Source organism: Salipiger sp. (genome assembly GCF_059781815.1).
Genome location: NZ_JBYNAH010000164.1, coordinates 1 through 12,230, shown reverse-complemented (window position 1 = coordinate 12,230; position 12,230 = coordinate 1). Strand labels below are relative to the sequence as shown.

Annotated in this window: 10 protein-coding genes; 2 read left to right on the top strand and 8 right to left on the bottom strand. The window is 68.6% G+C overall.

The features are described 5' to 3' along the window. Together AC6RA4_RS17460 and AC6RA4_RS17455 are read left to right on the top strand one after the other, a co-directional pair. The coding region (locus AC6RA4_RS17460; protein ID WP_500162530.1) for a penicillin acylase family protein at window positions 1-1,647 on the top strand (1,647 nt) is incomplete at its 5' end. Continuing rightward, complete coding sequence (locus AC6RA4_RS17455) at window positions 1,644-2,594, top strand: phosphotransferase family protein (RefSeq protein WP_500162529.1); 951 nt, start codon at window positions 1,644-1,646, stop codon at window positions 2,592-2,594. The genes AC6RA4_RS17460 and AC6RA4_RS17455, both read left to right, overlap by 4 nt. A gap of 9 nt (window positions 2,595-2,603) precedes the next feature. On the opposite strand, the gene AC6RA4_RS17450 is transcribed toward AC6RA4_RS17455, so the two are convergent. The 8 genes from AC6RA4_RS17450 to AC6RA4_RS17415 all read right to left on the bottom strand — a co-directional run. Then, window positions 2,604-3,596, bottom strand: a complete 993-nt coding sequence (locus AC6RA4_RS17450; RefSeq protein ID WP_500162527.1) for an FUSC family protein — start codon at window positions 3,594-3,596, stop codon at window positions 2,604-2,606. 75 nt (window positions 3,597-3,671) lie between these two features. Continuing rightward, window positions 3,672-4,925 carry a GTPase HflX gene (gene hflX / locus AC6RA4_RS17445; RefSeq protein WP_500162532.1) on the bottom strand — a complete coding sequence of 418 codons (1,254 nt, stop codon included), beginning with the start codon at window positions 4,923-4,925 and terminating at the stop codon, window positions 3,672-3,674. A gap of 17 nt (window positions 4,926-4,942) precedes the next feature. Next, window positions 4,943-5,182, bottom strand: a complete 240-nt coding sequence (gene hfq / locus AC6RA4_RS17440) for an RNA chaperone Hfq (RefSeq protein ID WP_007800966.1) — start codon at window positions 5,180-5,182, stop codon at window positions 4,943-4,945. 219 nt (window positions 5,183-5,401) lie between these two features. Then, window positions 5,402-6,916, bottom strand: coding sequence for a TrkH family potassium uptake protein (locus tag AC6RA4_RS17435; protein WP_500162524.1), 1,515 nt, complete (start codon window positions 6,914-6,916; stop codon window positions 5,402-5,404). Window positions 6,917-6,920: 4 nt separating this feature from the next. Then, window positions 6,921-8,297, bottom strand: a complete 1,377-nt coding sequence (trkA, locus tag AC6RA4_RS17430) for a Trk system potassium transporter TrkA (RefSeq protein WP_500162523.1) — start codon at window positions 8,295-8,297, stop codon at window positions 6,921-6,923. Window positions 8,298-8,543: 246 nt separating this feature from the next. Next, window positions 8,544-9,167, bottom strand: coding sequence for a hypothetical protein (locus AC6RA4_RS17425; RefSeq protein WP_500162521.1), 624 nt, complete (start codon window positions 9,165-9,167; stop codon window positions 8,544-8,546). Then, on the bottom strand, window positions 9,148-10,566 hold the full coding sequence (gene ntrX, locus AC6RA4_RS17420) for a nitrogen assimilation response regulator NtrX (RefSeq protein WP_500162519.1): 1,419 nt from the start codon (window positions 10,564-10,566) through the stop codon (window positions 9,148-9,150). Before ntrX ends, AC6RA4_RS17425 begins: the two co-directional genes overlap by 20 nt. Then, a partial coding sequence (locus AC6RA4_RS17415; protein ID WP_500162517.1) for a sensor histidine kinase occupies window positions 10,563-12,230 on the bottom strand: 1,668 nt, incomplete at its 5' end. The genes ntrX and AC6RA4_RS17415, both read right to left, overlap by 4 nt.

Genomic DNA, 12,230 nt, shown 5'->3' with positions numbered 1-12,230 from the left:
GCGGGCGGCGGCACGCTGCTGGCCAACGATCCGCATCTCGGCCTCACCGCCCCCTCGACCTGGTATCTCGCCCGGCTCCAGCTTTCGGGCGGCGGCGTCATCGGCGGCACCATCCCCGGCGTGCCGGCGGTGATGCTCGGGCGCTCGCAGGATCTCGCCTGGGGGCTGACCTCCTCCTATCTCGACGACCAGGACCTGCATATCGAGGAGCTGAACCCCGAGAATTCCGAGCAGTACCGCACCCCCGAGGGCTGGGCGCGCTTCCGCACGCGGCGCTCGATCATCGAGATCAAGGACGACACCCCGGTCACCGTCACTCTGCGCTGGACCGAGAACGGCCCCGTGCTGCCGCGCACCCGCTTCGATCTCGAGACCATCACGCCCCCGGGCCACGTGGTGAGCCTGAGCTGGACGGCGCTGTCGGAGGAGGACAGCTCGATGAGCGCCGCCATCGGGCTGATGCGCGCCGGCAGCGTCGAGGAGGCGCTGGAGAGCAGCGGGCGCTTCGTCGCGCCGTCGCAGATGCTGACGCTGATCGACCGCGACAGCATCGCCATGAAGCTCATCGGCGCGATGCCGGCGCGCGATCCGGCGCATCAGAGCCAGGGCCGCCTGCCCTCGCCCGGCTGGATCGAAGCCAACCGCTGGCAAAGCACCCTGCCCGACAGCGCCAACCCGGTCTGGACCGAGCCCGCCGGCGGCATTGTCGGCAACACCAACAACAAGATCATCGACCGCCCCTTCCCGCTGCATGTCAGCTACGACTGGGGCGACAGCCAGCGCGTGCAGCGCTGGACCCAGCTGATGCAGGGGCGGCAGGTGCACACCCGCGACAGCTTTATCGAGGCCCAGCTCGACACCGTTTCGCCTGCGGCGCGCACCCTGCTGCCGCTGATCGGGCGCGACCTGTGGTACACCGGCGAGGCGGCGCCCGACGGCACCCCGGAGCGCCGCCGCCAGCAGGCGCTCGACCTGCTCGCCAACTGGAACGGCGAGATGAACGAGCACCTGCCCGAGCCGCTGATCTACGCCGCCTGGCTGCGGGCGCTGCAGGAGCGGCTGATCCGCGACGAGCTCGGGCCGCTGGCGGAGAAGTTCAACCACGTCGAGCCGCTGTTCATCGAGCGGGTGTTCCGCAATGTCGACGGCGCCGCGGTCTGGTGCGACGTGATCCGCTCGGTGGTGGTCGAGAGCTGCAGCGACATCGCGCGGCAATCGCTCGACGACGCGCTGGTGTGGATCGGCGAGACCTATGGCGGATCGCTCGAAAGCCTGCGCTGGGGCGACGCGCATCAGGCGCTGCACGCGCATTCGGTGCTGGGCGAGATCCCGGTGCTGCGCCATTTCGTCAACATCCGGCAGAACACCAGCGGCGGCGATTTCACCCTTGAGCGCGGCCGCACTTCGGGCCGCGACCCGGAGCCGTTCCTCAACATCCACGCCGCCACCTATCGCGGCGTCTATGATTTCGCCGATCCGGATTCGTCGGTCTTCATCTCGTCGACCGGGCAATCGGGGCATTTCCTGTCGCGCCATTACGACGATCTCGGCACGCTCTGGCGGCGCGGCGAGTACATCCCCATGTCGCTCGACGCCGATCTCGCGCGGGCGGCCTCGATCGGGGTGACGCGGCTGCTGCCGGAATGAGCGGGAAGACTCTCGGCGAGACCCATCTTGCGCCGGCCGACGCGCGTGGGATTGCGCGCGCCGCGCTGGCCGAGCTGCGACCCGGCGTGGAGTTCGGGCTTGGCTGCCTGAAGAACACCGAAACTGCGCAGCGCGCGCAGGTGTTCTGCGCCTGCGCGCGCGACGAGCGGCTGGTGGTCAAGGTCTATGCGCCCGCCTCCGCCGAGAAGGCCCGCGCTCAGGCGGCGCGTCAGCGCGCTGTCGTTGCGGATTGGCCCGAGGGCGCGCCTGAGGTGCTGTTCTATGACGAGGCGCGGCGGGTCGTGGGCATGGCCTATGCGGACGGGCCGAGCCTTGCGGCGCTGCTGCCAAGGCTCTCACCGAACGAGGCCGCGCGGCGGCTAAAGGCGGCCGGGCACTGGCTCGGTCGGTTTCACGGGCTGACCCGCGAGGCCCACCCGTTCCGGCCCAAGGGGCAGATCGCCTGGCTGCACCGGCTGCTCGAGCAGCACGAAAGCGGCGCGCGGGAGATCCCCGAGATCGGCGCGTTCCGGGGTGAGGTGGCGCGGCTCGAGACGATGTTCCGCGCCGTGCGCGGCACGCCCTCGATGCGTGCGGTGACCCATCGCGACCTGCATCTGGCCAATCTCATCGCCACGCGCGACGGGCTGGTGGGGCTGGATTTCGAGAACGACAAACCCGACGAGCCGCTGCGCGACCTTGTGGCGCTGCTGATCGACGCGCTGGCGCTGTCGGACGATCCCGAGGCGCTCGAGGATCACGCCGCGGCGCTCTCACGGGGCTACGGGCCGGTCGGGAGCACGCCGGAGGCGGTGATCTTCCTGCAACGGCTGTTCGCGCTCGGGGTCTGGGCCAACACCCCGACCGAGCCGTCGCGACGGCAGGCGGCGCGCTATCTCGCGGCACGGCGGCTCCTCGCGCCCGAGCGGCCGCTCTTCGCCAGCTGAGCGCCCGGCTCAGCCCTGATCGCGGCCGGTGATCTCGCGCAAAGCATCCCGCTTGAGCACCCAGAGCGCCGCCGCCGCCACCAGCCCGAGGCCGAGAGTCATCAGGCTGGCGAGGATCACCGTCTCGACCCGCTCCACCGCCAGCACGTCGATATCCGAGATCAGCGACAGCATCTCGAGGATGGTGAAGGTCAGCAGCGCTGTGCCCACGAAGGAGCTGCGCGGGATGAAGCGGAAGGCAATGGGGAAGCAGGCCAGCGCCAGCGCGATGGTCAGCCAGTCGGGCGGCGACAGCAGCGTCAGCGCCACCGACGCGGCGGCCCCCAGCAGCGTCGCCAGCGTGCGGATCAGGCTGCGCGAGAACAGTGCGCCATAGGGCGGCATCGACAGGATCACGAAGGTCAGCGGCAGCCAGAAGCCATGCGTGCCGAAGGCGCGCTGGCCGAGCCAGACCGCGCTCACCAGCCCGATCCCGAAGATCACCCCGAAGGTGAAGCTGTAGACCCGACTGACCCGCTCCGGCGGGTCAGGCACGCCGACTTTGCGCGCCAGCGAGGTGACGGAGATGCTCCAGACCATGCCGCCGAGATAGATCGCGAAGAGCAGCGGCAGGTTGTCGGAGGGGATGAGCGGCGAGGTGAACAGCGTCCAGGTCAGCAGCGCCCGCATCGCAGGCCGCGCCAGCCGGTGATGCGCCGCGATGGCGGTCATCGCCGCGAGGCAGCCGGCCACCATCAGCGCCATGACCGGATCGCCGATCGCCACCATGCCGCCGAGCCCGGTGGCCAGCGTGGCGAGCAGCGCCACCGGCGCCCCGCCCTCGCGCGCCGCGACATGGGCCGGCATCGCCGCTGCAAAGGCCGCCATGCCGATGGGGCCGAAGGCCAGCACCGCCACCAGCGGCGGCAGCGCCACCGCCAACATCATCACCGCCACGTCGGACCACGCCATCAGCCGCGGGCCGTCGATGAACCACGCGGTCACTCGGCTGTGCTCGGCCATAGTCGGGTTCCGTCTGTCTGATCTGTCGAGCCAGAGGCTAGCACGCCGCAAGCACCGCGCCAGCCCCGCCCGGTCTCAGAGGGTTTCGAACTGGGCGCGGTCCTTGGCGGACCAGCGCACCTGCAGCACAAAGCCGTCCTCGTCCTGCGCCTCGCTCTGCACCAGCCCCTTCTTGAACAGCCAAGAACGGCGCTTGCCGTCGTAGAACGCAAGGTGCAGCTCCTCCTCGAGGGTCTCGCCCTGCAGCCGCTCGGTGATGGCCTCGAGCATGGTGTCGAGCCCCTCGCCGGTGATCGCGGAGACCGCGAAGATGTGCTCCTCGCGCGCGGCGCGTTGCAGCACAGCGTCATGCTCGTCGGGTGCCAGGCGGTCGGTCTTGTTCCAGACCTCGACCAGCGGCACCTCCTCGTTCACGCCCAGGGAGTCGAGGATCGCGGCCACGTCCGTCGCCTGTTCCTCGGTGTTGGGATGCGAGATGTCGCGCACATGCACGATGATGTCGGCCGCCAGCACCTCCTCGAGCGTGGCGCGGAAGGCCGCGACAAGCTCGGTCGGCAGGTCGGAGATGAAGCCCACCGTGTCGGACAGGATCACATCGATGCCGGTCGGCAGCTTCACCGCGCGCATGGTCGGGTCGAGCGTGGCGAAGAGCATGTCCTTGGCCATGACCTCGGCCCCGGTGAGCCGGTTGAAAAGCGTCGACTTGCCGGCGTTGGTGTAGCCCACCAGCGCCACGATCGGGAACGGCACCTTGGCGCGCGCCTTGCGGTGCAGGTCGCGGGTCTTGACCACGCGCTCGAGCTGACGGCGCAGCCGCACGAGCTGCTCGTCGATGGCGCGCCGGTCGGCCTCGATCTGGGTTTCGCCGGGGCCGCCGACGAAGCCGAGCCCGCCACGCTGGCGCTCGAGGTGGGTCCAGGCGCGGACCAGCCGGGTTCTCTGGTAGCTCAGCGCCGCCATCTCGACCTGCAAGACCCCCTCGCGGGTGGCGGCGCGGTCGGAGAAGATCTCGAGGATCAGGCCGGTGCGGTCGAGCAGCTTGACCTTCCATTCCTTCTCGAGATTGCGTTGCTGCACCGGGGACACCGGGCCGTCGACCAGCACAAGCTCGACCTCGGCGTCGTGGATCTGCTGGCGCAGTTCCTCGATCTTGCCGGTGCCGAAGAGATGTCCGGGATGGGGATCGCGCAGCGGCACAACGGCGCTGCCGACGATCTCCAGGTCGGGAAGCGCGGCGGCGAGCGCCACGGCTTCCTCGAGGGCCATATCCGCGTCGCGCCGATCCCGGTCCGAGCGGATGTCAGGATGCAGGACCCAGGCGCGGGTCACATGCGTTGCGTGTTCTTTCAATCGTTGCCGTCGCCGTCATAGAGGTTGATCGGCTGCGACGGCATGATGGTCGAGATCGCATGCTTGTAGACAAGCTGGGACTGGCCATCACGGCGCAGCAGCACGCAGAAATTGTCAAACCAGGTGATCACACCCTGAAGTTTGACGCCGTTGATCAGAAAAACTGTAACCGGAACCTTGGTTTTGCGGACGTGATTAAGGAATGCATCCTGCAGGTTCTGTCTGTCCGAAGCCATTGAAATTGCCTTTATTCTTGCCCTTTGCCGCGTCGCGGCCTTCCCTCGTCTGAGCGAGTATGTATCGCGTGCAACGGAACTTCCAGTGCAAAAATAGGGCCGTAGCTTCGATGCCACGCGCGTTTTCGCCGTCTGCCCGAAGCGGATGCAGCAACGCCTGCCGTCGCAGCAGCCGGGGGAACGTCACGGAATCCGGCGCTGCGGTCGGTTGCGCCGGCGTCAGTCGCGCCAGAGACCGGGGGTGAGCAGCACGATGATGGCGAGAAGCTCCAGCCGTCCGAGCACCATGGCGGCGCTGAAGGTGAGCTTGGCGCCGCCGCTCAGCCCGGCCAGGTCGACCGGCATCTCGGCGGCTGCGCGCACCAGAGGGCCACAATTGGTGAGGCCCGCGATGGTGAGCACCATGGCATTCTCGAAATCCAGCCCGAACAGGCTGAAGATCAGAGAAAAGGCGGCGATCGACATGGCGAACATCATGAAGAAGACCCAGGCGATGAACGCCCCCTGCCGCCGCATGCGCCGCGCCATGATGCCGGAATGGCCGACCGAATGCGGGTGCACCAGCTTTTCGAGCTCGCGTTTGCCCGCCAGGAACAGCGCGTAGATCCGCAACAGCTTTACCCCTCCGGCGGTGGTCGCCACGCCGCCGCCCATGATCGCCAGACCCATCAGCATCAGCCCCGGGGTCTCGAGCCCGGACCAGCTCCGCGCCTCAGCCCAGTCGGCGCTGACAAAGCCGGTGGTCGACAGGAAGGACAGCGCGGTGAAGATGCCGCCCCAGAGCGCCCGCAGCCCGAGCAGCAGGTTCTGCTCCTCGCCCACGTCGAAGGCGGCGATCCAGTGGCGCAGGAACAGCAGCGCCGGCACCACGATGGCCAGCGCCAGCCCCATGCGGAACTCGGGATCCTCGCGCAGGCCGGGCCGGTAGGAGGCGCCGGTATCGCCGGAGAAGGTGAGGCGCGACAGCGCGAAGAACAGGAAGCAGAACACGATCATTTCGCCAGCGAGGCCCGACGGCGCACTCAGCGGCGCCGACACCGGCGAGATGCCCGAGGTCGCCATGGTCGACATGGCATGGCTCACCGCCAGCAGCGGCGGGTCGCCTGCCACCATAAGCATGATCCAGAGGGCCAGCGTCAGCCCGCAATAGATCGGCACCAGCATGCGCGCGGTGACCGAGAGCCGCTCGGCCGGGTCCGACATGTCGCGACGCGCTGCACCGGCATCGACGCTCTGCCCCGGCTCCCCCCGGGCGGTGATCTCGAAGCCGCCGAGCGTCAGCGGCGCAAGGATCGCAGCGGCGGCCACCCACATCAGCAGCCCGCCGAGCCATCCCACCTGCGCGCGCCACAGATGCTCGGCATCCGACAGGCGCTGCGCGTCGAACAGCGTGGCGCCGGTGGTGGTGAAGCTCGAGACCATCTCGAAGAAGGCGTTGAGAAAACTGGTGTTGCGCACCGCCTCGTGAAAGGGCACCGCCATGATCGCCGGCAGCAGCACAAAGGCCCCCATCAGCGCGAAGAGCTGGCGCGAGGGGTTGTTGTTGTGCCGCCGCGTGGCCTGCGCGATGGCCACCAGCACCGTCAGCACCAGCCCCACGATGGCGGCATAAAAGAAGCTGCGGGCGTCGTGGAACTCTTCCTGCGCCAGCGCCACCGCCGCCGGGAAAATCATCGAGGCGCAGACGATCCCGGTCAACAGCAGGATCAGCGGCGTTCGGACAAGCGCGCGCATCGGCCTAGAAGAAATCGATCGAGACCTGGAGCAGCCGCTCGACCTGCGCCACGTCCTTGGCCAGCGCGAAGATCACCACGCGGTCGCCATCCTCGATGCGCAGATCGCCGGTGATCTTGACCACCTTGTCGCCCTTGCGCACCGCCCCCACGAGCACACCCTCGGGGAAATCGATCTCGCGGATCATCTTGCCCGCCAGCGACGAGGTCGAGAGCACCTCGGCCTCGATCACCTCGGCCTCGGCATCGCCGATCGAATAGACCGAGCGCACCCGCCCGTGGCGGATGTGGCGCAGGATCGAGCTCACCGTGGTGGAGCGTGGGTTGATATAGGCATCGACCCCGAGCGGATCCATCAGCGGAACCATGGTGGGATCGTTGACCAGCGCGATGGCCATCGGGCAGCCCGCCGCCTTGGCACGCACCGCCGCCAGCATGTTGGTCTTGTCGTCGTCGGTGACGCAGAGCACCGCGTCGGCGCGGTCGATCCCGGCCTCGGAGAGCAGCGCGGCGTCGAGCCCGTCACCATGCAGCACGATGGTGCGCTCAAGCGCGTCGGCGGCGCGCTCGGCGCGCTTGCGGTCGCGTTCGATCACCTTGGCACGGATGCGCTCGGCGCGCTTCTCGAGCGCGCTGGCCACCGCGAGGCCCACATTGCCGCCGCCGATCACCACCACCCGCTCCTGCTTGCGCAGCGACTTGCCGAAAATCTCGAGGGTGCGGCGGATGTCCTCGCGATGCACGATGACGTAGCAGGAATCGCCGGCGAAAAGCTGGTCGCGCGGCTCGGGCGCAAACAGGGTGCCCTCACGGCGCACGCCCACCACCACCGCGCGCAGGGTCGAGAACAGGTCGGAGAGCTGGCGCAGCGGCGTGTTCACGATCGGGCAGTCATCGTCGATGGTGAGGCCCAGGAGCTGCGCGTCGCCCTGCAGGAAGCGCTCGGTGTCGAAGGCCGCCGGCGCCGACAGCCGCTGCAGCGCCGCCTCGGCGACCTCGCGCTCGGGGCTGATCACCACGTCGATCGGCATGTGGTCGCGGCGGTAGAGATCGGAGTAGATCGCCGTCAGGTAGGATTGCGATCGCAGCCGGGCCACCTTGCGCGGGATCGCGAAGATCGAGTGGGCCACCTGGCAGGTGACCATGTTGACCTCGTCGGAATGGGTGGCGGCGATGACCATGTCCGCATCGCGCGCGCCGGCCTTCTCGAGCACATCCGGATAGGAGGCGAAGCCGGCGATGCCCTGCACGTCGAGCGTATCGGTGGCGCGACGCACGAGATCGGGGTTGCTGTCGACGACGGTGACGTCGTTGCGCTCGCCCGAGAGGTGCCGGGCGATCTGCCAGCCGACCTGCCCCGCCCCGCAAATGATGACCTTCATCCGTTCCTCGTGGTTGGCCCAAGACGTTTTGCTGGCATGACACGGGCGCGGCAGAGGGTCAACGGGCGGCTGCCGCGGCGCCTCCTCTGCCGGGCGGGCTGTGGCGCGGCTGCGGGGTTTGCGGGCGCTTGGGTTCGGCGGCGCTCTTTGTCGTGGGCGGGACGGTGTGGCCAGCGTCGCGGCGGTGAGGGGCGCTGCCCCTCAAACTCCCCGGGATATTTCCGGCCAGAAGAAGAGCTGCCGGGATCAGATGCCGGACAGGGCGCGGGCCTTCCAGGTCTCGTTCCAGGCGCGTATGGCGGCGCGGGATTCCCACCGATAGTCCGGATCTTCGGACACGCGGCCAAACCAGAGACGCCCCTGCCCAATGCGCCAGGGATCGAGAACCAGCCCCTGCTCCATCGGCTGGCCGCGGGCGGTGACGATGACCGTGGCATGTTCGAGCCGGACGTTGCGGGCATTGGCGATGGCGCGGTGCAGCTCGAGCGTGCGAAAGCCTTCCGCGGCCAGCGCGATCTCCATCGCGTCGGCGAAATCCTGGCAGACGCCCCTCTCGCGCAGGCCGTTCACGACCTTAAAATTATGCACCAGCGGCGCGTCGGTCACGCGCCAGTCGCGGGCGCGCTCGAGCGGCCCTTCGACCGCGACCCGGGCAGCGCGGGCGGCCTCGGTCGGATCGACCGACGGCCCGAGCGCCAGCAGCGCCTGCGCGACCTCGGCGATCTGCGCCTCGCGCGCCTCGGCGGAGATCACGGGCGGCGTGTCGACGCGGCCCTGGGTCGAGACCGTGCCGCCGCAGCCCGCGAGCAGCAGCGCCAGGATCAGAGCAGGCGCGATGCGGCGTGGCGCGTCAGCCTGCCTGCTGGACATGGTCCTCGTCCACATAGGCCATGCGACCGCCGGATTTCGAGCCGGTGACCACGCCCAGCGACTTCAACTTGCGGTGCAGCGCCGAGCGCTCCATGCCGACGAAGGCGGCGGTGCGGGAGATGTTGCCGCCGAAGCGGTTGATCTGGGTGAGCAGGTATTCGCGCTCGAACGCCTCGCGGGCCTCGCGCAGGGGCAGCGTCGCCAGCGTGCCGGAGAGCACCACGCGGCCATCGTCCTCGCCGCCCGAGGGCGCGTCCTGCGGCAGTTCGCGGGCCTCGATCGGGCCGGTGCCCTCGCCGAGGATCAGCACACGTTCCACGAGGTTCTTGAGCTGGCGCACGTTGCCCGGCCAGACCATGGTCTGCATCAGCGCCACCGCATCTTCCGAGAGCGGCCGCACCGGCAGGCCCTGGCTCTTGTTGCAGGCCTCGATGAAATGCGCCGCCAGCATCGGGATGTCCTCGCGCCGGTCCTCGAGGCTCGGCACCGCGATCGGCACCACGTTGAGCCGGTGATACAGCTCCTGCCGGAAGCGGCCCGCGTCGATCTCGGCCTCGAGATCGCGGTTGGTGGAGGAGATCACCCGCAGGTCGACCCGCACCTTGTCGGCGCCACCGACCCGGGTGAAGGACTGGTCGACCAGCACGCGCAGGATCTTGGACTGGGTGCCGCCGGGCATGTCGGCGACCTCGTCGAAATAGATCACCCCGCCATGCGCCTGTTCGAGCAGACCGGGCTCGATGCCGCGCTCGGAGCTTTCGCGGCCGAACAGCACCTCTTCCATGGTCTCGGGCTCGACCCCGGCGCAGTTCACCGTGACGAAGGGCGCCTGGGCGCGGCCGGAGTTGGCGTGGATGTAGCGCGCCGCCACCTCCTTGCCCGAGCCCGCGGGGCCGGTCAGCATCACCCGTCCGTTGCTCTTCGTGACCTTGTCGAGCTGGCTCACCAGCGCGCGGAAGGCGGCGCTGTCCCCGACCATCTGCGCCACCTCGGTCTCGCGGCGCTTGAGCTTCTGGTTCTCGCGACGCAGGCGCGAGGTTTCCATGGCGCGGCGGATCACCACCAGCAACTGGTCGATGTTGAACGGCTTCTCGATGAAGTCGTAGGCGCCCTGCTTGATCGCCGCCACGGCGATCTCGATATTGCCGTGGCCCGAGATGATGATGATCGGGATGTCGGGGTTGTCGCGCTTGACGGTCTTGAGGATGTCGATGCCGTCCATCTTGCTGTCCTTCAGCCAGATGTCGAGGATCATCAGCCCGGGCGGCTCGGCGTTGACCTCGGCCATCGCCTCGGAGCTGTTGGCCGCCAGCCGGGTGCTGAAGCCCTCGTCCTCGAGGATGTCCCCGATCAGCTCGCGGATGTCGCGCTCGTCGTCGACGATCAGGATGTCGCTCATGTCTGCCCCTCTAACTCTGCAATGATCTTTTGCTTTTGCGCCGGATCCGCCGGCATCGACCCGAGCGGCAGGCGGATCACCGCCATCGCCCCGGCATGGGTTGCGCCGTCGAAAACCGGCGCGTCCTCGAGGGCGAGGCTGCCGCCATGCTCCTCGATGATTTTCTTCACGATGGGCAGGCCGAGGCCGGTGCCCTTGTCGCGGGTTGTCACGTAAGGCTCGAAGAGCCGCGCGCGGTCCTCCGGAAGGCCGATGCCGTTGTCCATCACCCGGATCAGCGCGCGGCCATCCTCTTCGGTCAGGCTGACCCGGATCTCTGGCACGAAGCCCTCGGGCGCGCCGGTTTCAAGAAGCGTTTCAATGGCTTCTCCGGCATTCTTGATAATGTTGGTCAAGGCCTGTCCGATCATCGTGGCGTCGAGTTCGGAGGGCATTTCCCCCTCGGGCAGATCGGTCTTGAAGCGCACGTCGGGCTGGCCGGTCTCCTGCAGGAGCACCGCGCCGCGCAGCAGCGCCACCACGTCCTCGGGCCGGCGCTCGGGCTCGGGCATGCGGGCAAACTTGGAGAACTCGTCGACGATGCGGCGCAGGTCCTCGGTCTGGCGCACGATGACCTCGGTCATCTGGTCGAGCTTCTCGGCATCCTCGCCCTGCATCTGGCGGCCGAACTTGCGCTTGATGCGCTCGGCAGAGAGGCGGATCGGGGTCAGCGGGTTCTTGATCTCATGCGCGATGCGGCGGGCGACGTCGCCCCAGGCGGCCATGCGCTGCGCGCTCACGAGGTCGGTCACGTCGTCAAAGGCCACCACGTAGCCCTCGAGCGAGCCGTCGTCGCGGCGGCGCACCGACATGCGCACCAGCAGGTGCTCGAGCCGGCCCTCGCGGCTGACCTTGACCTCTTCCTGGGCGGTCTCCTGCCCGGTCGCCATGAGCTTGTCGAAGAGCGCGCCGAACTCGGGCACGGCGACGGTGATCGGCACCTCGGCCTTGGTCTCGTGCCAGCCGAGCAGACGCTCGGCGGAGCGGTTCACGAAGGTCACGCGGCCGGTGTCATCAAGCCCGACCACGCCGGAGGTGACCGAGGAGAGCACGCTGTCGAAGAGCCGCTGGCGGCGCTCGATCTGGCGGGTGTTCTCGAGCAGGGTCTCGCGCTGCGCCTTGAGCTGGCGCGTCATCTGGTTGAAGTAGCGCCCGAGCATCGAGATCTCGTCGTCGCCCTCTTCCTCTTTCACCTGCACGTCGAGATCGCCCGCGCCGACGCGCTGCGCCGCACCGGTCAGGCGGCCCACCGGGCGCGACAGGCGCTCGGCGAACCACAGGCCGAGCCAGATCGCGGCGAGGATCAGCAGCACCGCAAAGCCGAGATAGAGCAGCGCGAAGTCGAACAGGCGGCGGCCGCGCTCGCTTTCCTGCTGCTGGTAGAACTGGGCGGTGGCCTGGGTTTCATCGAGCAGGTTCAGAAGGTTGCCGTCGACAGCCCGGCTGACATAGAGGTAGCGGTCAGCATAGGCGCCAAGCGGGATCAGGGCGCGCAGCTCGTGGTTGTCCCAGTCGGGGATCATCACCACGCCCTCTTCATCGGCGAGCGCGATCTGCGCCACGGTGGGCTGTTCGTAATCGAAGAGGTAGGAGCGTTCGCCGCGGGCGCGGATCTCACCCGAGCC

Coding starts and splice junctions, on each gene's coding strand:
- AC6RA4_RS17455 (WP_500162529.1), top strand. CDS start 1,644: ATGAGCGGGAAGACTCTCGGCGAGACCCATCTTGCGCCGGCCGACGCG.
- AC6RA4_RS17450 (WP_500162527.1), bottom strand. CDS start 3,596: ATGGCCGAGCACAGCCGAGTGACCGCGTGGTTCATCGACGGCCCGCGG.
- hfq (WP_007800966.1), bottom strand. CDS start 5,182: ATGGCTTCGGACAGACAGAACCTGCAGGATGCATTCCTTAATCACGTC.
- AC6RA4_RS17435 (WP_500162524.1), bottom strand. CDS start 6,916: ATGCGCGCGCTTGTCCGAACGCCGCTGATCCTGCTGTTGACCGGGATC.
- trkA (WP_500162523.1), bottom strand. CDS start 8,297: ATGAAGGTCATCATTTGCGGGGCGGGGCAGGTCGGCTGGCAGATCGCC.
- AC6RA4_RS17425 (WP_500162521.1), bottom strand. CDS start 9,167: ATGTCCAGCAGGCAGGCTGACGCGCCACGCCGCATCGCGCCTGCTCTG.
- ntrX (WP_500162519.1), bottom strand. CDS start 10,566: ATGAGCGACATCCTGATCGTCGACGACGAGCGCGACATCCGCGAGCTG.